The sequence below is a fragment of the Bacillus sp. T33-2 genome (assembly GCF_002860205.1).
Taxonomy (GTDB): Bacteria; Bacillota; Bacilli; order Bacillales; family Cytobacillaceae; genus T33-2.
In genome coordinates this window covers 116,877-137,421 of the sequence record NZ_PGVB01000016.1, presented here as the reverse complement: position 1 = coordinate 137,421, position 20,545 = coordinate 116,877, and the positions used below count along the sequence as shown (strand labels likewise).

The window sequence follows — 20,545 nt, the reverse complement described above, 5'->3', positions numbered from 1 at the left end:
TGGGCGTTACTATCATTCTCTTTAATTAATGATGGTTACTTTTACTTGTTGTCTTCCCCAGACCAAAGCGTCACCCTGCTCAGGAATGAACACATCGATCCTGTTTCCTTTAATTGCGCCGCCTGTATCTTCAGCGGTGGCATAACCATATCCTTCTACATAAACTTTAGACCCCAGAGGGATAACATTTGGATCGACTGCAATTACTTTTGCATCAGGGTTTTCGTTCAAATCGACACCTGTTTTTGTAATACCAATACATCCTTCGCATTCAGCGGTGTAAGCAGTTGCCTCAACAGTGATTTCCTCACCTATCGGCTCACTCGTTACAGGTTCAACTGGTGTTGGCACTGCCTCTGCCGTGGTTTCCTGGTCTACCGGCGAAGTATTTACAGATTCAGCTGGTGTTGGTGCTGCCCCAGCAGTGCTGTCCTCTCCTTCCGGCTCAGTATTTACAGATTCAGCTGGTGCTGGTGTTGCCTCAGCAGTGATATCCCCGCCTGCCGGTGCAGTATTTACTGTTTCAGTTGGTGCTTCAGTCGCCTCAGTAGTGACTTCCTGGCCTTCCCGATTATTATGCACAGATGCAGCTGGTGCTTGAGTATCTGCTGCTTGATCTTCATCAGTTTCTGTTTTAGCGGTATCGTCATTATGTAAATCAGTATAAATCGTCAATACCAGACCGGGATGAATTAAATCGGCAGCTAGATGGTTCCATTGCTTTAAATCGTCCACTGTAACACCGTATATGTTAGAGATATTCCAGAGGGTATCTCCTTGTCTCACAAGAACCTCTTTAACAGGCGATACTTCCAGAATGTCATTTGGATGAATGAGGTCAGAAGATAAGTTATTCCATTCTTTAATGGATTCTACAACTACACCATATTTTTGTGAAAGATCCCATAGAGTATCTCCTTTATGTACGACAACTTGTTCTGCTTGTACTGTTGTGGCAGCTGCTATACATAATGCCGTTGCCATCAATAAAGATCGAAATTTTTGTTTCATTTGTGTGCCTCCCATCGGCTGTTCTCTTTATTTTGTTATGTTAACATAGTTTTTTTACAATAAAAGGACAGGGAGATTTTAATTAGATGACGAGGATAACAAAATAAAGACACCATATTACAGAAGCATAAATTCGATCCCTTGTGGTTCATTTCGAAAATGAGAAAACGCATAAAACCTAAAGCATATTAGCAATTTTGCAGAACAGGAATTTGTCCATTCTTTCTTGAATGTAAGTAGGTAAAAAGTGTAAGTGGAGGAGTAATTATGGCTTTTGTTGCGATCTATACTGTTGGCAGACTAAAACCCGTATGAACACCCTGCCTCTCGTGAGTTTTTTGAAGTAGGATACGAAGTAATTCGACAGGCTGCCATATCAGGGCATCTCCTAAAGGAGTTTTCATTTAATGGAGTGCCATTTCCTGAGGATGCAATCAAAGGGGGGGCTTTCCTATTCTTACACTAACGGTATGGAAAAGTCTTCAATCTTTATATCGTTTTACCTCTTCTGGCAGACATAAGCAAGCCTTACGAGAAAGGAACAAGTGGATTGGACCTCATCAAGAGAAACAACCTACATATGTGGTGTGGTGGACGGAACAGGTTAAGGATGTATCCTGGGAGGAGGCTTTCAAGCGATATAACTATTATTTTCAGCATGGATCAACTCATTTGCGTTTGACTGTAAGCACGCATTTAATGAAGCTGGGGAGATGTTCTTGGTTAAGTAGCAGAGGCCAGTTGACTTGCTTCCGTATAGGAAGTGGAAATTCTCCCCCCCATTACTTTGCTTCTGCTCCCTTAATTTAATGTAACTTTCTCACCAATTTAGATTATTGCTCGCATAGAGTTTCCCAGGAGGGTATTCAAATTCGCATTCAAAGATAGGTTGAAAATGAAGCTTGAGAGAAATTGTGCCGGGGAATAGAGATACGCAGTATATCCAGTTTCATAATTTAGGAAACCATTGACTTGTCCCACAGGATGAAAAAACTGCCTCCATATGTGAAGGCAGTTTCATTATCAGAGTTATATTTTTTACCAGCCAGTCAGTTTTACATTGTAAATCCCCCTTCCAAACGTCGCTGCATATAGGACACCAGTCGCTTCATGGTAGCTAATATCAGTTACCGCTATCATCGGTATGCCCTCGCCGAGACTGTACCACTTCTTTCCGCCGTTAGGAGATACAAATACGCCTACGTCAGTCGCTATATATAGTGTGTGACGGTTCTTCGGATTGACGATAATGTCATTGACGGGAACGTCAGGAAGGTTGCCGCTGATATCCTTCCATGTCTTTCCTCCATCTTTACTTTGCATGACATGAGCAGTATTATCACCAGAACGGAATCCGGAGAAAGTGGCATAGACTAAACTTTCATCCTTCGGGTCGACAGCCACCCTTGTGACCCAGCGGACAGGAAGATTCTTGTCCTTTAATTCGGTCCATTTTTTCCCGAGGTCTTTAGTCGTCCATAACTTTCCATCATCTGTGCCTGCGTAAATCACACCCCCGTTTGATTTTGCGACTGCAATAGTCGTGATGGTTCCATAAGGATAGGCATCCTGGCTTACCGCATCCGAAAGACTTGGACTGATCGCTTGCCACGTCCTGCCTCCATCGACTGAGCGGTTTAACATGTTTCCGCCGTAGTACATAATGGACGGGTCATTCGGGTCAAAAACGATTGGTGTCAGCCAGTTCCTTCTCTCTGAGACTGTGTTTTTTGTAAAAGATTTCATCGTGTTTCCGCCATCTTCAGACCATGCACAATTTCCATACTGATAACAGGCATATACGATATCCTTGTTTTCATAGTTGATAAGGTTAGTAAGCCCGTCTCCCCCATAGTAGTTATTCCAGCCGTCTCTACCCCACGATCTGTTTGAACCATTATCCTGTGTTCCTCCTGAGATTCTTGATGAATCCTGCTGGCTGATATCCATAGTATAGAATTGGGTATAAGGCTCATATGTCGCCTTAACCCATCCTTTCGTTACCGAGCCATTATCCTCAGAACGGTAGACCCCTCCATCATTCCCAAGGTACACCCTGCCTGGCTGTTTAGCATCCCATGCCATCGTATGCTGGTCAGCATGGACAGCCCGCGTACTAATCTTCGCCCAGGTTTTCCCGCCATCTGTGGATTCCATCAGCTCTACACCAGTTACAAAAATATGGTTTCCATCATTCGGGTCAACATAATTTCGGCCAAACCACCATCCAAAGGATGACTGGGAGTTGGCCAGATCTTTATGATAAGGGGCCTTAATCCAGGAATCACCGCCATTATCAGAAGTGTAGAAGCCTTCAAAGTATCCGTCAGGCTTGACCACAGTTGCATATACCCGGTTCGAATCAGACGTGGATACAGCAATCCCGATTCTGCCCTTTTCGCCTGCCGGCAGTCCTTCCTTAAGCTTTGTCCAAGAGTCCCCGCCATCTTTTGACCGGTATATCGCCGAACCTTCTCCGCCATATTGGCGCTTATTTGGGTAGCGGATCCGGTCCCACATCGCAGCATACAATGTTTCCGGGTTATTCGGATCAATCGCAATATCAACCGCACCAGTAGTAGCATTTTCACCTTCCAGCACTAAATCCCATGTTTTCCCTCCATCTGTTGAGCGGTACAACCCGCGTTCTCCTCCATCATGGAAAAGAGGTCCTGTTGCGGCTACATAAATACGATTTGGATTGACCGGATCTATGGCAATTCTGCCAATCGAACCTGATTCCTTCAGTCCGGTTGGTACCCAGTTCATGCCTCCATCCGTTGATTTGAAGATACCAGTTCCTCCATAGACAATACTTCCTCCCCCAGGATTGGCTTCTCCTGTACCAGCGAAAAGCGTTCCCTCGCTGCTGACTGCAAGAGCCCCCATTGCTTGAGAGTTGTCATCATCCCATGCTGTTTCAAATGTATTTCCTGCATCAGTACTTTTCCATACACCTCCGGATGCAGCAGCTATGTATATAGTGTCATGTTGCTTTGGGTCAACGGCTACATCAACCACTCGTCCACCGATATTACTGGGAGCATTAAACTTCCATTCCTGGTTCAGCGCCCCAGGTGCTTCGCTCGCTGTCGTAGCTTTAAGCTTTTTAGCCTGTTCGGTTGCTTTGCGGAATGCGTCCCTCGGGATAACATCTTCCTCGTACCCTTTTTGGGTCATGAACCAATCATCCCGTTTTCCCGGCCCTTTTTCGACGAAGCCTTCTTCGTCTTTTGGTTCTGCCTTGTTTTCTGATATCACTTTCTCTGTAGCTGGTGCGGCTTGGTCCCGAAAGAGGAAAACGGTAACGAATGTTGCTACAAGACAACAAACTGCGGCTAGCACTATCCAGTTTTTTTTGTTCAAAAAAACTCCTCCCAACTACTTAATTGTTTTTAAATCTTGCATGAAATCGATCAAGATTTCTGCAAACGACAGCATGCTGTATATTTCATCACCCCCTCCCGTTACTGGTTAACTTATTTTAAAACGGATAATGAAATATTTACAATATATTTTGAATATTTTGATTCTTTTTACCTGTCACTATTTTTTTGTTCTGCTACAAAGTGTCTAAATTAGAGCAGGTTCTACCTGAAGTGACACTGATATTAAACGTTTCGTACTAATCTGGCAGGAGAAACCACAAACATTTTGCAAGTTTATAGGCTATTATATGGTTTCTTGTTTCGTCCCGTTAACTTGGTTCTTTTGCTCTACTCAAAAATATGAATATTTTTAAAATTCAGTAAAATATAACCTGTTAATGTTATTTTCATTTCTCCTATAATTATCTTAAATTATGAAGGAGGGATTGGATGAAAAAGAAAAGTATCGTATTAGTTACTACTTTTTTAATAGCTTCTTTAACTCTATCATCGGTGAACTACACAAGCACAGTAGCCGCAGCACAGGACACTTCATTTACTGGTTTAAAATCACAGCCGAAATATTCATATAGTGATGCCATCCGCGAAACTGTATTTGTCGAATCCAGCCTGGATACTGATAATAATGGACTAGCTGATCGCATCGCCGTAGACATCATTCGCCCAAAAGAGTCAGGTGCGGAACTCAAAGTTCCTGTCATTATGGATGCTAGCCCATATTACGAGCGAATTGGTCGAGGAAATGAAGGTGAAATAAAAGATAAAGACAAAGATGGTATCATTGAGAAATCCCCTCTTTTCTATGATAACTATTTTGTTCCGAGAGGGTATGCAGTTGTCCATCCAGAAATGGTTGGAACAAATCAATCAGATGGCTGTGCCACTACTGGTGGATATGAGGAGATTGAAAGTATTAAAGTAGTAATAGACTGGTTGAACGGGCGGGCCGAGGCGAGAGATAAAAATGGCGAAGAAGTAGAAGCAACGTGGACGACCGGTAATGTAGGCATGATTGGCAAGTCTTATGATGGTACATTGGCCAATGGTGTTGCTGCGACTGGCGTCGAAGGATTAAAAACAATCGTGCCAATCGGCGCAATCAGCAGCTGGTACAATTATTACCGCTATGAAGGACTTACATATTATAATAATGGACCCGGCGGCTTAGCCAGGACTGTAACCAGCAGCGCACGAAAAGAAGCGTGCCAGCCCGTTTTTGACCGTCTCAATAAAGAGGCGGATGATCAATCAGGCGACTATAATAAATTTTGGCATGAACGAAATTATGTGAAAGATGTTAAGAAGGTAAAGGCAAGTGTATTTGCGGTCCATGGCTTGAATGACTATAACGTGAAGATGAACCATTTCGCTGATTGGTGGGAAGCACTTTCAAAGAAGGATGTTCCCCGCAAACTGTGGTTAACTGAAACCGGCCACGTCGACCCGTTTGATTTCCGAAGAGCTGAGTGGGTTGATACATTGCACCGGTGGTTTGATTACTGGCTGCTTGACATTGAGAATGGCATTATGGATGAACCGGCCGTAGACATAGAACGAGGAGCAGACAACTGGGAAACCTATACATCATGGCCAGATAAAAAAGCTATACCAGTGAAACTGCGGTTTTCACCAGGGGCAAATGAGCAATCAAATGGCAACTTAAGTACACGCCCTGTAAAAGGCCGTCTCACCCAGAGCTTTACTGATAATCCGAAACAAACAGAGACAGAAATGATAACTAACGAAACGACAGTAAAAAGCGATCGATTAGTATTTCTGACAGAAACACTGGAGAAAGATGTGCGAATTAGCGGCAGGCCGGAGATTTCCCTCAGCGCAAAAGTGGACAAGCCTGATTCAAATCTGACGGTGCTAATCGTGGATTATGGAACGGACACCCGTGTGCACCACGAAAGCAGAGGGGAAGGAATCCGGACACTTACCCAGGAAAGCTGCTGGGGAGAAAGCACAGCTGAAGATGATGCCTGCTATAAAGAGACAGAAAAAACGACTCATACTGCACCTTACGAAGTAGTAACCAGAGGATGGTTTGATCCACAAAACTGGAAATCACTGTTATTTGAGGACCAACTGAGACCAGAGAAAAAGTACAAATTCCAGTGGAGTGCCCTTCCTGAAGACTATGTATTCAAAGCAGGGCACCGCATCGGAGTTATCATCGCAGGAAGTGACTACAGGCGCACCATTCCGTCCATGAGTGGTGCCACATACACTGTTCAGCTGGGAGAAAGCTACGTGGAATTACCTTTGGTCGGCAACGATAAAAAGGCAATTGAAAGATAATACAGAAAAACGAGTTTGAGTATATAGGGTTCATCTTCCTTGTGTATCAGTAGTAGCGTAGAGTAGAACGAAAATTTATGTATAACAGCACTTTTAGACGGAGTGGCGGGCATGAAGGACAATGGCTTCCTGGTGCTAATTCTTGTAATGCTGGCAGCTATAAGTCAGCATGCCTGCATCCTCCATGTTAGAAAATCAAAATACTATAATTCAAAGTGTAAAGTCAGGCAGCAGGACATACAAGAATCCACCCATCCCTTGGTTTCAACCATAATTCAATAGTAAAAATATAGAAAGTACACCAGCCGACCATTGTTGTCACGCTTACGTTTGATTTCAAATCGAAGTAAAGATAAAAATGTCCAGGGCTTATGAAAGGAAACCTGTGCTTATTTTTCCTCAACCTGTTTTCATCACGGGGTATTAAAAAACAAAGTACCGTACTAATTTATGCAATCTGGCTCTCTTTGATTTGGTTGTGACGGATAAAAATGCTGTGCCCGGTCATTGTGATTAAACAACAAAAAAGCAGTTTCAGCAGGTGCACTTAAAATAAGAAATTAAAGTTTGAATTCCAGAATAACTAACCTCCATGTTCCGTTTGTGTATTCTTCGAATTTACTGCGTTGAGATGTTCGGAATACAGTTTTCTTTGAGGAGCCACCGAACCTCTATGACCAGACAGAAAAAGAGAGGCTCCACCGCCCATACCAAGTTTATTAAGTTCCCGGCACACGCATCATAACTTCAAAGAATAGGGAGAACCGTACCCACGCTTTCCGGCAGGCCTGCCTTAATAATGATCCCCCAAAAACAAAAAACCTCGAAAAACAATTATGTTTTCCGAAGTTCGATGCATAAATACTCCGACAGATGCCCTGCTTGTCACAGGCATCCAATCTCAATATAAATACCTATTGATTTCCTGGATCACTTCTTTTATTTCATTCACAACCCGGTTGCGCTGCCTGACAAAAAAGGCCATTGTGAACAGGAATTCTTCAGGCGAAGTATTGCTGCGGTAAATGTCTTTTACCTTCGCGAGGCCTGGATAGGGCCTGAAGGGAAAGGTGTTGTCATAATCGTATCGGCTCGAATAGGAAAATTTAATCCTGTTTAATGATCCGCCGATTTTTTTCAACAGTTTATTGTAATGAATGGCATCTGGTATTTCCTTTTCACATAGAGCCTGCACCGCGTCAGCTAATCTCCGCAAGGCATGATGGACGTCGCTAAAATCAAAGTCTTCATCTGAGTTTTGATCCAATTCATCGATAATCTTTCTGCTGGTTTGCACAAATTCCACAAGGTTAACCGGCAGAACGACCCGATTCGCCAGTTCATTCACAATGGCAAGATGGATCCCAGTATCCCGGACCAGCAGGTCAAAGTCTACTTTGTCATACAGATCCTCTTCTGTATGCCACCACCAATTGCCTCCCGGAGTCTGGTAGATTTTATCCTCAGGATTCGGTTCATATTTAAGCATCAGATGAATGGGAATATTCGCCCCCCAAAACGATTGGTCCGCCCCGCGAGGAAGATAATCAAAGCGAGATGGCCTTTTTCCTGTAAAAGAGGTGATAATCTCCTCCAAAAATCCGGCGCTCTCCATGGAGGTTGATCTCGGAACTACATTTACATTGCCTTTTGAGCCGGGGAAATCAATATTGATATGGGCGACACAATGCTCATTGAGCTCCTGCCAAAAATGGTCACAATACCAGGCAGACCCTGCGTATCGGCCATTTGAATGTCCCGGCCACCAGGCGATTTTGATTCCGCGTTTACTGGACTTGCCTGAAAAAATCCGGGCCAATTCAAGCATGAGGGCGTTGGCCACGGCATTATCGGTTGCTCCTTTATGCCAGGAGTCATAATGGCCGGAGATGAGAATATATTCCTCCGTTTCTCCGGGGATGGTGGCAACCGGAAGACTGACACGCTTGATCCCAGTATTGACGATTGTTTTTAAGACAACCGTAACTTCTTCTTCCTCCAAAAGCTTAAGCAGCTGCATTCCATCGTGGTTGTTGACGCCAACAACGGGAATTTTCGTTAGTTGCCCAACATTTTCAATGGTCGGTGTTCCCCAAACGGTACCTACCGTTTCTTCATGAATCGCTTCTTCTTTTGATGGCCAAATGTGAATCAGGCCGGTTGCACCAGCCTGTTCAATCTTTGTTACAAAGTCCTCGAAGTAGTCCCAGCTGACAACAATTTTGCCGTGCATCCTTTCAAAACGGTCTTCTGGGCCTGTAGCAGTTCTTGTATTTTCACTATAGTAGTCGTATATAAGGTTCCCTTTCACTCCCTGCGGGACATTTAAACCAAAGGATCTCGTCTTAGCCTTTATCTCCAGCTTCCTTGAGGCAATGAGATTGACCTCCCCGAGGACGGGATCACTGAAATACCCGTCGAATTGGTAACGTTCATGGTTGATATTCTGCTTCTCGAGTTCTTCTATGATATAGTCGACCGACTTTTCAGCTTCTGCCTCCCCCGTAAGCCGTTCCCACTGGGAAAGGGTTTTGACATGCTGTTTCAGCCGATGTTTGTCAATAGAGTCTAGCAATTCCGTATAGTTTACCATTTTCCATTACTTCCTTATTAATATTGGATCATATCGGCAACGATGACGAAAAACGCGCCAATGACAACCCACCACAGCAACAATGGCCAGAAAAACTTCACCCATTCCTGGTACTTGATCCTGGAAACAGCGAGGCTTCCCATTAACATTGCGGACGTAGGCAGGATACAATTCGAAAGTCCGTCACCAAGCTGATACGAAAGAACAGTCGTCTGTCTTGTAACATCAATTAAATCCGACAGAGGGACTAAAATCGGCATCGTCGTCGCTGCAAGCCCTGTTCCCGACGTAATAAAGACATTCATGATCGTTTGGAAAAAGTACATCCCAAGTACCTGGATAACACCAGGCATTTGGTCGACCATGCTGGCCAGGCCGTTGACAACTGAATCAATCACGTGTCCCTGTTCAAGTACAATAACAATACCCTTGGCAAAACCAACGATAAACGCTCCAAATGTAATTGCACTCGCCCCGGCCACAAATTCACTTGCTATTTTGCTAGGGCCATATTTTGAAAGGAAACCAACAATTACCCCTAAAGCGAGGAAGAAGGCAGCAAGTTCCTGCATCCACCAGCCTTTCTCCGATACTCCCCAAATCAAAAAGCCAAAGCCTGCAATGACCGTGACAATCGTCAAGTAATGGGCCGCTTTCATCGTTGGCAAGGAAGAGATATCGAGATTTTGATGGGCTTCTTCCTTTTCCAGCTGATAGACAATACTGGAGGCCGGGTTCTTTTTTACCTTCTTCGCATAACGAATGATATATAGGCTTGTCACGACTAAAAGAACAACGAGGATAATGGCGCGCAGCCACATCCCGGAAAACATTGGAAGCTCCGCAATGGATTGGGCGATCCCAACGTTAAAAGGATTCAGCAGCCCGGCGGTAAAGCCAACAGCCGCTCCCAGCATTACCATCGCCGTCCCAGTCACTGCGTCATAGCCAAGTGCCCTCGCTATCGCAATCCCAATCGGCACGAATGCCATAACCTCTGCTGACATGCCGATCGTAAACCCGCCGACAGAAAACAGGCTCAAGAAAATTGGGATGATGACAAGCCCTCGGTTCATGAATGTCTTTCCAACCCGGGCTGCTACGGCTTCAATAGTCCCAGTAGAATTAATGATCTGAAAAACACCGCCGACAATAAAGATAAAGAACACTGTATCGGCTGCACTTACAAGCCCCTGGACAATTGCCAAAGGCAGGTCAACCAGGCTGACCGGATTTTGTTCAACCGCATGGTATGAACCCTCTACTACTACGGTATTGCCGGAACTCTTATCTTCCGCCCGGTCAAATTCACCTGCCGGCAGTAAATATGTAAGCACTGCGGCAAATAATACCATACATAAAATGATGACAAATGTATGTGGCATTTTAAAAAATTTCGTCTTGGGCTTTCCCCCTAGTTCAATTGCAGACCCTTTATTCATGCTCAAACCCCTTCACCCTTTACTATGTATTTTCAAATGCTTGCTTTTTCTTTTTGCTGCTTCTCGCTTTTCCAGGCTTCAAATTCAGCGCGAACCGCTCGATAGTGCTCTTCATCAATGCACAAATCAAAAGCTGTCAACGCCAAGGCCTTAGCCGCCTTGTTCAACCCTGCCATTCCCTCTTCTGAACCGGCCGCTTCGACAAACTCCGGAGTGTGAGTATTCGCAGTGTCAGTAATTTTAATATAAGGATGAATTGTCGCTGTGACTTGTCCAACGTTACCAATGTCAGAAGAACCTATGCCGCCCTTTTTCGGAGGTTCGGCAACCTCTTCGCCCAGAAGCTCCAAATTATCCTTGAACAGATTAGCCAAAGTGACGTTGTTATTCCTTTCGGCGTAAATAAGGCCTTCCTCTATCTCAACAGTGGCACCCACCGCTGCCGCTGAAAACCGTGCCGCTGCATACACCTTCTCCCGGACAATCTTCAATTCCTCTACGGTTTCTGCCCTTAACAGAAACTCAGCCTCACAATAGGCAGGCACAACATTCGTTGCCTCCCCACCCTTCGTGATAATACCGTGAATCCTTACATCGTCCTTAAAAAACTGGCGGAGGGAATTGACGGCAACAAAGGTATGGATGACGGCATCGAGTGCACTGATGCCTTGTTCAGGACTGGCCGCAGCGTGCGTCGCCTTTCCGTAGTATTTAAAGGTGGCATCCACACAGGCCAATCCTCCGCGCAGGACCATGGTGCTCTTATGGGGATGGCACATCATCGCGACATCGACCTCATCGAATACACCATCCTCCACCATTACAATTTTCCCGCCGCCCACTTCTTCTGCCGGGGTCCCGAGTACAACGATTTTACCCTTCAAGTTTGGAACAGCATCCTTCAATGCCAGTGCAGCACCAATTGCAGACGTTCCGATAAGATTATGGCCGCACCCATGCCCCAATCCCGGCAGAGCGTCATACTCAGCGAGAAGTGCGATCGTCGGCCCACCAGGTTCGCCTTCCCATGTGGCCCTGAATGACGTTTCCAGATTGGCAATTCCCCTTTCAACCACAAAACCAGCTTTTTCTAGTGGCGCTATCAGCGACCTGGCGGATTCATGCTCATGAAAACTTAGCTCCGGATTCCGGTGGATTTGCAACGCTAATTCACATAATTCAGCATCCCGTGCCTCAACGGCATCCACAATGATTTTTTTATCATCGGCTATATTTATATACATAAATATACAACCTCCGTAATATTTAGATTAAAACATCGAGTTAATTGCTATATTACTAACCCTTAATCTATAAGTAAAATTAAACTTTTTTTGGTTTCGTATAAAATATTTTTATATATAATATAAACAAGTATATGAATATTTATAAATAAAATCTACCAAAATATTATTTAAAATTAAAAAAAAGGAACCACCTTTGATGATGATTCCATTACTTAAGACTGTTCTTAGCAGAACGTTTTTCTTATATAGTGAATAAACGCCGACACGGTAGCCAGTGTGATTGATGATTCCCGGTAATACATCCAGGTTCTTCTTTTCATTTCTTGTCCGTTTTTAAAGATCAAAGGGCTGGCATAAAGATCATCACTATCTTTAACGAAGACACCCGGGATGATTGAATATCCAAGCCCTTTTTTCACCATTTCCCTGCAAGTCTCGTAGCTGTCTACCTGCATGGAAACTTGGGGAGGTTTCACAAATCTTTCATTCCACCAGTATTCGATGCTTTGGTCGTATGGATTATATGGGATAGTTTTATATTTTAGAAGGACTTTTGGTTCTTTGCGATTGATCATGGACATGCCCGGAAGCTGCTCGAGCTCAATCGGATGGTTCGCGATGATGCACACATTTTCTTCACTAAGGAGATATTTTTGGTCAGGCCAGTTATAATCCCCTCTCACAATCGCAACATCAATCTGTCCATCCATCAGTAAATCCATAATTTCGGTACTAAAGCCGGTGTCCACATTCAACTGGACTCTCGGATATTTTGTCAGATAGTACTGCAATATGGCTGGAAGATTGTATAATCCAAAGTGGCTGTTAACCCCTATTTTTAAGCTGCCGGTCACTTCACTGCCCATATTCTGTATGTATTCCTTGGTCCTTCTTAAATCAATCAGGGCTCTGTTTGCATATTCCACCAAATGTTCCCCAGCCGGCGTCATCTTGCTGTTCTTCCCACTTTTCGAAAAGATTTCAATCTTGAACTCCTTTTCAATTTGCCGGAGCCGGTACGTCAAGGCAGGCTGTGTCATATAAAGACGTTCTGCAGCTTTTGTTAAATTTTGTTCTTTATGTAAATATTGCAACAGCAAATAATCCTTCTCATCCATCCGGTTATGCCACCTGCTTCTAGTATGATTTTCATCTATTAAACCATACCGATATGTCTTTTCCAACATAATCTGGATGTAAAGGCCGAGACCTACATTTCAATAGTCAGAAAGCCTTGGAATTCTGGGTAATGGATTTGTATCATCAAAATGAGAAAACAATTCCATATGAATAAAAGTGGACATATCCATAATGATTTCGTCTTCGATAATTTTCTTGAGAAAAAGAAACAACATCTGGGTGACATCATTTCATGCGCCAGCCAGATGTTGTTGTCAATGATGTATCGACTGTTCAATTGTCGGCGTCCCCCCAGTCGAAGGAATTGTGGTCATTATACCAAATTCCTCCCATTAGAGATTAGACACCATAGACGCAGAAGAACCGTGCCAATGCTTTACCTATGCTTTATAATAGCGGTAAGAACCTATGAGGAGGAACGAACGATGGATATAAACCATATCATGGCCATGCTTTCTAAAGACATAAGAAAGACAGAAGCTTATCAAAACCTATCTCCTTCTGAAAAGCGTCAGATTGACAATCTGCTAGGCAGTTCTCCAATTCCACCGAACAAAAAGTCCACGCCAAAGCGTTCTGGCAGACGCAAACAGAGTACGTTTACCTATCAGCTTAAGGTAAGCCTAAAAGGAATACGGCCACCGATTTGGAGAAGGATCCTGGTGCCAGGCAGCATTACCTTCCACCAACTCCATACAGCGATCCAGGCCGCCATGGGCTGGGAAAACTACCACCTATACAATTTTGAATTGAATGATGTGCTCCTTGAACTGCCTGATGAAGAGCAGGACTTTGGATTGTTCCTCCCAAGCTTCCGCGAAAAGGCCGATTCGAAGAAAGAGAGGCTTGCAGATTGGGTACCCGCAGATAAATTCAAATTCACCTATACCTACGATTTCGGGGATGATTGGGAACATTTAATATTAGTAGAGAAAATTGAACAATCACAAGAAAAGCTCGAGCACCCCGTTTGCCTGAAAGGAAAACGAGCGTGCCCACCGGAAGACTGCGGTGGCGTATATGGATATATGCTATTGACGGACTCGCCTGGGGTCGATAAGGATGCGTATGACATAGACGAGGAGTATTATGAGCATTATAAAGATTTCGACCCGGAGGAGTTCGATTTGCACCAGGTCAATGACGATCTTAAACAGTTAAAACTATAAGTTTTACTGCATAGAACATTCCCGGGGAAACCTACCTACACCTATGCTGCACAATAATTGGGTTGGCCACTTGGCATTCATTTAATGCAAATGGTTTTCCTCCCAGCCAACTGTAAAGGGCGTTTCCCCTTCTCCAACCGTTATTTTTATCAGCTTCCAGCCTTCACTTAAATACTGGTTTAATTCTTCCTTACTTATATCTTTTCTTTTACTAATATTGTGGCAGCCGTTTCGATCGTCACTCATTTTCACTCCTCCAGTGTTGTTATCATCACAAGATGGTATTTAAGTTATTGACATTAGTGTTACCTTTTTACATGATGTTATTATCAGCAGACTTCAATAGTTTTGATAACACTTTCTCACATCTTCATATCCGATATTCCAGGAAAAATAAAGCCATCAGCATTTTCGTTGCTGACGGCTTTTCTAGACGCTTATTGAACATGGTACATTATTTAACAATACCGTTTATTTTAATACAGAAAAAATTTCTATTTCCTTGGATCGACATAATCGGGGTAGTCGGTAATGATGGCGTCTACTTGCATATCAATCAGGAATTGTGCTGCTTCCCGGCTGCGGACTGTCCAGGATGAAATGCCCATGTCGAGTGCATGTACTCTATCAACAAGATCCTTCGTAACAATCCCATAGCTTGGATTAAAGTATTCAGCGTAAGCCGCAAACTCCTGCAGGGCCTGGTCGGTTGTATGGGCTCTGGAGGAAGTGAGCACACCAACCGGAACCTTTGGAAGCAGGGCATCGATTTTTTTCATAGATTCAAAGTTGAAAGACTGAATAATAATTTTGTTGTTTTGCGGCTTGTCAAGGTTCCGTTCCCGCAGCTCTTGGGCCACAGTTTCTTCAATTCCCGGATAAAGTTCTGGTGCTTTCAATTCTATTAAAATTCCGGTGTTTCCGTGATACCGGTCCAGCACCTCATCAAAGGCAGGAACTTTTTCGCCGGCAAACTCCGCTCCCTTAAAGCTGCCCGCATCCAGGCTCCGCAGCTGTTCAAATGTCAAGTCCCTGACATACCCCGTTCCGTCCGTTGTCCTGTCAACTGTTGTATCATGAATGATGACAAGTTCACCGTCCTTGCTTCTTTGGACATCAATTTCTATGTAGTCTACCTTCATTTCTACCGCTTTATCAAAAGCAGCAATGGTGTTTTCCGGAGCATATCCCGACGCCCCGCGGTGTGCGACATTATCAATCTTTCTGATTTGCCCAGTGGATTCTGCGGCAAACGCCTGTTGAAACGGGCTCAGCAAAAGGGTTAGTGCGAAACCTGCTCCAGCGAATGTTTTCTTCATTTCTCCATCTCCTCTGCTAAATTGATTGTGCAAATCCAGTTTAGCAGTGAAATGTTGATGGTGGATGTCATTCCGGTATAGAAAGAGTTATGCTGTTATTAATAAATTCAGTTAAAAAGGATTATTTTTGTTTACAAATAAAAACGGTCTGATTTTACCAGTACTGCGCTGCTATTCATCGATGAGTATTGAGGCAAATTTGCTACTGCTACATTCCGGACTTCAATATTTGACATATGTTATCTGGTCGATCCCATGTGAAAAACGCTCCTGACCCAAATTACCTTGTTAACAAAACATATAATATAGCTATTATGCTCCTTAATACTCGATTGGTTTTAAGATAAGATATTTCTTAAGAATCAATCATCCTATAAAGTCTAAATATTATGTACAAAAGGACGATGGAAACCTTAAGTCCGGGAGAATAGAGCTTTATTACATGGTTTTTTTGACTTTCAGCATTAAAAAGCTGCACCAGAACCGACCCTATGCTTACCTGGACTGTGCCTGAAGGATGGATTCGATGATATGGATGGAATCCCATTCTCCCAAGGATAAAGATATTATCGGATATTTTTTCGGGAACAAGGTGGCACTGATTGATTCTGGTCCCATTCCCTTTTTGTGGAGACTTACTACTTTCTCCTGCAGTTCCTGTAAGTACTCCAGCTTTCTTTTCAACGCCGCGCGCCCATCCTTCAAGAAGCCGGCATGGCTGCAAAATACGTCTTCAAAGTCATAAGCTAGTACTTTTTTTAATGACTCAATAATGACCGGCACATTTTCATCCCGCATCACAACCTTTGTCCGCTCCTGAATGTAGAGATCCCCGGTAAAAAGCTGGCCAGTACCGCGGTTCAAAAAAGCCAGATGATCCCGGGAATGCCCTGGCGTCTCGATCACATCCCAAGTTGAACGGCGAGACGTAAAGGTAGAAGCAATGGAACTCGCTTCAAATGGCTTTCGCTTTCCCCAGAACACCTTTCTGTAAATCGGATAGTCCGCTTTCTTCATGCAAACGTCTAGCATCAACCCATTCATGAAAATCGGCAGCCTTTTTTCCTGAAGAAAGGCGGCGCAGCCTGTATGGTCCTCATGAAAATGGGTAATCATCACCTGATCTATATCCGCCTTTTCGAAAAATGGCTTAAACTCTTTTTCCAGGGACCGTGCCCCCGTATCAATCAAAACACCATCCACCACAAAACAGTGGACATTCAACTTGATATTATTAAACCTCACTGTTCCGTTTGCCAGATGCACCCCATTTATCGTTTGTTCAGTAAAGTCCTTCTTCAACAGCATGTTCCGTCCCCCTTTGCCCATCTCCTTTGTACGTAATATAACACAAAATGAATGGCCATTCATTAATTATTAATGGGAAAGAAATGTGCATTCTTGCAAGTTGCTAAGTGATTATCAACGGAAAAGAGTTGTCTTCGAGGAGACACCGAACCGTCTTTGACCAGACATAAAAAAAGAGAGGCTCCAAATTCGGGGGCTATTAAGGAAAGCCCTCAGGATGACAATAATGGACCTCTTACTGATCTAAAATTCCTAGCTTGTTTATATTGCCCCTAGTTCAGGCCAAGAAAGTTCAACCCCCTGCTGCTCCAGCAACAATTGAAATTCCTTCAGCAACTCGCTATCGTTCCGCACGTCAGCAGGCAGCACACCTTTTTTGAACGCAAATGCAGCTAAAAACCCTGCTGATTCTCCGATATTCCATTCTACCGGATGGACACGGAAGCAGCCGTTTGTGATGTGGGTCGTGCCGATATTTTTACAGGCTGGCAAAAGGTTTTTCACTCTGACTGGCAATAGGCTTCCAAGCGGAATTTCGAAGGGATAGCTTTCCGTGTAGAAAAAGGTATTAGTTACAGTAGTCGGATGGAGATCAATACGGTAGCTGCCGACTCCTACAGAATCGTTAAACCTTTCAATTCCTTTGTCTCCGCGTATAATTGCATTGATATGATTTTCTGTAACGGTGAACTGTGCCTTTATTCGCCGGGACTCCCGGATGTATGGGTACAACGCGAGGCCGTCATCAGTACCAAGCACATCGTTTCTCAGCCTTATTCCTGGATATCCTTTCCCGCCGTCCAGACGCGGCGCCTCAGTCTGCAGCCAGTACAGGAGCGATAAGCTTAACTGCTTCGCTCCTTCAAGATGCTTTATGCGCTCTTCTTCGCTGACATCAATGATCGAACCAAGCCAGTAATCATTCTGCGGCCAGTTAACCAGCACGATGTCACCTTCATATGCCCCGGCTTCATACAATGATTGATCAATGATTCGGCGGTAGTCCCAAAGACCCCACAGCTCTTCCGTACGGAACATCGTAAATTCCTTCAAGCCGCCGGTATGGGCATCAGGGACACACCAGCTCAGCTGCTTATGCTGTAAAAATGGCGCCTGGTACTCTTTCCAGAACTCGTATTGCTCAGGTTTTTCAATTGTATAGTCTTCGCCTTGGATATAGTCGACTGCAAACACATGTGTGATCGGCTGCATGTCCTGAGGGATTGATTCCTCCGGGGCATGTAGCTCGCCCGTTTCACTTCTTGCCTCTGCACCTGTAACATATTCCACTCCAGCTAATGGCAGGACATCCCCGCATTCGGTTGCATCTAAAAAATATGTGCCTGTTAATCTTAGCTTATGCTTGCTGCGAACATTCTCAACCGTCACGGAAATTACCGTGTCTTGTGCTGTTTCTGCATCTATTGGACGATATTCTCTCAAAATAGTAATCTTGCCACTACTTGTATATGGAGTCAGCATCTCCTCCAAAACGGCTAGTGCTGCCTTTGGTTCATGGGCCAGATGGCTGACCCAGCCGTTACCGGGATTCAGGTTATCTATTTTTCTCATATCAGCGGTTAGCGGATAGTTGCGCCGATAATAGTCCCTGACCCGATTCCGGAATTCACGGTATGTTTTCGTGCAGCCAAACTGCTCGATCCATTTGTGTTCATCTGGCGGAACTGCCTGGCTTGTAAGCTGGCCGCCAATCCAGGCTGTCTCCTCGGTCATGATGACTCTCTTGCCCAGTTTTGCGGCTGATAGTGCCGCGGCACATCCGCCGACACTTCCTCCGATAATTATGATGTTTGCCCTTAACTCGTTATGCACATTTCCAGCTCCCTTCCATAAAAATCGGGTGATGAAACTGTCCTTTTTCGCCAGCAATGCCAATAGACGAAACCATTTCCCGGATGTTTTTCATCTTAGTCTGGGTCAGCTATTTGGGACCGTATCCGTATGCCTGACAGAACTCTTTAACAAATTAAGGCCAATTTCAAAAGTCCGGTTCCATGGCAAATAGACTTTGATATCGTAATCAAGCCCCAACTTGTTCAGGAACGGTACAGCTTCAATGAAAAATCTCTTCTCGACCACTTTAAGAAGCTGTTCCTTAGTTAATGAACTCTCATCTGTTGAATTTCTTACCTGCTGGCGGACAGTTGTTTGATAGATATAATCATCAAGAAGCCGGATGGCGAGCTGGTCAATCAACCTTTGTTTTATTTCTGCCTCATGCAGTGACGGCTTCAATTTTTGCAAATGAATCATTGAAGCCTGCGCCACTGCTGTACCGAGTGTATTCCCGGCTGTATTCCACGCAGCAAATCCGGATATTTGGTCGATAGCGATTTGGTCCAGCAGCCACGGCATCATCTTCCCGTCAGCCCCGTTTGCATAGGCAACGTCCGCTATGGCAACCATTTTGCCATTCGCAAGATAAGTTTTGATCCGTGAAATCCATTCACCGATATTGCGGTCCGTGCTATCGACTCCTTCAAGATTTTTCTGCAAGGCCAGGTCTCCCTGCTGCCTGCCCGGAACATTTACTGCCAAAATAATATCTGCAACGGCGGGGCAGTCTGCTGTATGGCCACCAAAGGCAAAAATCTGGCCTTTGACAGATTCTGAGATCGGGCGGTCTTCATACATTGCTGAAGAAAGCGCCCCTTTTTCTCCGCTAAAAATCGGAAAAAATGACGGCTGCTTTACTTCCTCAAGCTGGTAAATCATTCGTGAGACAAGCGTATTCGCAACCTCATCGGCACCCGGATAAATGAAAACTTTCGAAAAGAGTGAACGCTTCATCACTTCCTCAGATAACAGTTCCTGTTCACGGATATTGAACCCGTATTCTGACGTATCGTCCTGTGGATACACAAGTACATCTATTATTCCTTCTTCGACTAAATACAAAAGCGACAGGCTTAAATTAAAGTTTTTCGTCCGCGCTGCCACATAGTCTTCCAGGATATGGGGTGGTATCTTTGCGGCAAGCTGGACAATCATCACTTCCGACTCAGGGCTTTTTGTCTTTTCAAATCTGTGAGAATGATAGGAATACGCCCAGATTTCTTCACCGAAATCCTTCCAGTATTCTTTTTCTTCCTCGTTTACATAGTTATTTGAGATGCGCATTGTTGCACTGAAAGCCATGATTTTCTTGTCCGGGTATAGACTTTTCAACTCACGCAGGGTGTTCATCCTGGCGCTGATTACTTCTTCCGCTTCCATGTTAATTCTTGACGGAACGAGCCCGCCGTAACCAATCATGTCTGTTGAAATTACAAAACCGTCGACCATCGGTGCTACGGCTTTAATCCATTCTGACAGGGTATTGACATTCCCAGGATGCCTTAAAAAGCCGAGCATTTCTGTTTCCGGCACGAGCACCTCCCAGCCGCCGATCGAGGCAAGCTGGCAGGGCAAATCCCGGGTTACAGGCCGTGCATCCACCGGAATAAGCGCTATTTTCCGCTGCATTTTATGTCCCCGCTTTCCTCAAATTCAATCATATACGTGGCAATCTTATTCGTGCCAGTCATGAACTTCACAAGGGAAGTAGCACTCCCGGTCCGAGTGGTTGTGAAACGCGATATAGCGTATATGGCTTTTTTCCG

14 protein-coding genes are annotated in these 20,545 nt (G+C 44.4%); 3 read left to right on the top strand and 11 right to left on the bottom strand.

Features of this window, described 5'->3' with window-relative positions:
- Positions 1-21: 21 nt before the first annotated feature.
- Positions 22-1,011, bottom strand: coding sequence for a LysM peptidoglycan-binding domain-containing protein (locus CVD19_RS13125; protein WP_101582310.1), 990 nt, complete (start codon positions 1,009-1,011; stop codon positions 22-24).
- Positions 1,012-1,464: 453 nt separating this feature from the next.
- Here CVD19_RS13125 and CVD19_RS25465 point away from each other — a divergent pair, with 453 nt between their 5' ends.
- Positions 1,465-1,821 carry a DUF3291 domain-containing protein gene (locus CVD19_RS25465; protein WP_257985129.1) on the top strand — a complete coding sequence of 119 codons (357 nt, stop codon included), beginning with the start codon at positions 1,465-1,467 and terminating at the stop codon, positions 1,819-1,821.
- Between the two features lie 228 nt (positions 1,822-2,049).
- Here the strand turns inward: CVD19_RS25465 and CVD19_RS13115 are convergent, their stop codons facing one another.
- Positions 2,050-4,377, bottom strand: coding sequence for a WD40/YVTN/BNR-like repeat-containing protein (locus CVD19_RS13115; protein WP_101582309.1), 2,328 nt, complete (start codon positions 4,375-4,377; stop codon positions 2,050-2,052).
- 452 nt (positions 4,378-4,829) lie between these two features.
- Here CVD19_RS13115 and CVD19_RS13110 point away from each other — a divergent pair, with 452 nt between their 5' ends.
- Positions 4,830-6,704, top strand: coding sequence for a Xaa-Pro dipeptidyl-peptidase (locus tag CVD19_RS13110; protein WP_101582308.1), 1,875 nt, complete (start codon positions 4,830-4,832; stop codon positions 6,702-6,704).
- Between the two features lie 901 nt (positions 6,705-7,605).
- On the opposite strand, the gene CVD19_RS13105 is transcribed toward CVD19_RS13110, so the two are convergent.
- The 4 genes from CVD19_RS13105 to CVD19_RS13090 form a co-directional block, all read right to left on the bottom strand.
- Positions 7,606-9,297: a M28 family peptidase gene (locus CVD19_RS13105; RefSeq protein ID WP_101582307.1), complete on the bottom strand. Its 1,692-nt coding sequence runs from the start codon at positions 9,295-9,297 to the stop codon at positions 7,606-7,608.
- Positions 9,298-9,314: 17 nt separating this feature from the next.
- On the bottom strand, positions 9,315-10,739 hold the full coding sequence (locus CVD19_RS13100; RefSeq protein ID WP_101582306.1) for a YfcC family protein: 1,425 nt from the start codon (positions 10,737-10,739) through the stop codon (positions 9,315-9,317).
- A gap of 32 nt (positions 10,740-10,771) precedes the next feature.
- Positions 10,772-11,983, bottom strand: a complete 1,212-nt coding sequence (locus tag CVD19_RS13095; RefSeq protein ID WP_101582305.1) for a M20 family metallopeptidase — start codon at positions 11,981-11,983, stop codon at positions 10,772-10,774.
- A 227-nt stretch (positions 11,984-12,210) separates the two neighbouring features.
- The gene (locus tag CVD19_RS13090) at positions 12,211-13,104 is read right to left on the bottom strand and encodes a LysR family transcriptional regulator (protein ID WP_101582304.1); all 894 of its coding nucleotides are present in this window, start codon (positions 13,102-13,104) and stop codon (positions 12,211-12,213) included.
- Positions 13,105-13,551: 447 nt separating this feature from the next.
- Between CVD19_RS13090 and CVD19_RS13085 the strand changes: the two genes are divergently transcribed.
- Positions 13,552-14,295 (top strand): plasmid pRiA4b ORF-3 family protein, encoded by a 744-nt coding sequence (locus tag CVD19_RS13085; protein WP_101582303.1) that lies wholly within the window; start codon positions 13,552-13,554, stop codon positions 14,293-14,295.
- 81 nt (positions 14,296-14,376) lie between these two features.
- On the opposite strand, the gene CVD19_RS24755 is transcribed toward CVD19_RS13085, so the two are convergent.
- The 5 genes from CVD19_RS24755 to CVD19_RS13065 all read right to left on the bottom strand — a co-directional run bounded on the left by CVD19_RS24755 (position 14,377) and on the right by CVD19_RS13065 (position 20,408).
- Positions 14,377-14,541, bottom strand: coding sequence for a hypothetical protein (locus tag CVD19_RS24755; protein ID WP_180953619.1), 165 nt, complete (start codon positions 14,539-14,541; stop codon positions 14,377-14,379).
- 248 nt (positions 14,542-14,789) lie between these two features.
- Entirely contained in the window at positions 14,790-15,614 is an 825-nt protein-coding gene (locus CVD19_RS13080; RefSeq protein ID WP_101582302.1) for a glycerophosphodiester phosphodiesterase, read from the bottom strand.
- A gap of 495 nt (positions 15,615-16,109) precedes the next feature.
- Positions 16,110-16,922 (bottom strand): MBL fold metallo-hydrolase, encoded by an 813-nt coding sequence (locus tag CVD19_RS13075; protein ID WP_101582301.1) that lies wholly within the window; start codon positions 16,920-16,922, stop codon positions 16,110-16,112.
- A gap of 261 nt (positions 16,923-17,183) precedes the next feature.
- A complete protein-coding gene (locus CVD19_RS13070; RefSeq protein ID WP_101582340.1) occupies positions 17,184-18,755 on the bottom strand; it encodes an FAD-dependent oxidoreductase in 1,572 nt (523 codons plus the stop codon).
- Between the two features lie 105 nt (positions 18,756-18,860).
- The gene (locus CVD19_RS13065; protein ID WP_101582300.1) at positions 18,861-20,408 is read right to left on the bottom strand and encodes a DUF4127 family protein; all 1,548 of its coding nucleotides are present in this window, start codon (positions 20,406-20,408) and stop codon (positions 18,861-18,863) included.
- Positions 20,409-20,545: the final 137 nt, after the last annotated feature.

What these genes read in the sequence shown, in the direction of transcription:
- CVD19_RS13105 (WP_101582307.1), bottom strand. Translation starts at nt 9,297, where the DNA reads ATGGTAAACTATACGGAATTGCTAGACTCTATTGACAAACATCGGCTG.
- CVD19_RS13110 (WP_101582308.1), top strand. Translation starts at nt 4,830, where the DNA reads ATGAAAAAGAAAAGTATCGTATTAGTTACTACTTTTTTAATAGCTTCT.
- CVD19_RS13080 (WP_101582302.1), bottom strand. Translation starts at nt 15,614, where the DNA reads ATGAAGAAAACATTCGCTGGAGCAGGTTTCGCACTAACCCTTTTGCTG.
- CVD19_RS13100 (WP_101582306.1), bottom strand. Translation starts at nt 10,739, where the DNA reads ATGAATAAAGGGTCTGCAATTGAACTAGGGGGAAAGCCCAAGACGAAA.
- CVD19_RS13075 (WP_101582301.1), bottom strand. Translation starts at nt 16,922, where the DNA reads ATGCTGTTGAAGAAGGACTTTACTGAACAAACGATAAATGGGGTGCAT.
- CVD19_RS13085 (WP_101582303.1), top strand. Translation starts at nt 13,552, where the DNA reads ATGGATATAAACCATATCATGGCCATGCTTTCTAAAGACATAAGAAAG.
- CVD19_RS13095 (WP_101582305.1), bottom strand. Translation starts at nt 11,983, where the DNA reads ATGTATATAAATATAGCCGATGATAAAAAAATCATTGTGGATGCCGTT.
- CVD19_RS13065 (WP_101582300.1), bottom strand. Translation starts at nt 20,408, where the DNA reads ATGCAGCGGAAAATAGCGCTTATTCCGGTGGATGCACGGCCTGTAACC.
- CVD19_RS24755 (WP_180953619.1), bottom strand. Translation starts at nt 14,541, where the DNA reads ATGAGTGACGATCGAAACGGCTGCCACAATATTAGTAAAAGAAAAGAT.
- CVD19_RS13090 (WP_101582304.1), bottom strand. Translation starts at nt 13,104, where the DNA reads ATGGATGAGAAGGATTATTTGCTGTTGCAATATTTACATAAAGAACAA.
- CVD19_RS13125 (WP_101582310.1), bottom strand. Translation starts at nt 1,011, where the DNA reads ATGAAACAAAAATTTCGATCTTTATTGATGGCAACGGCATTATGTATA.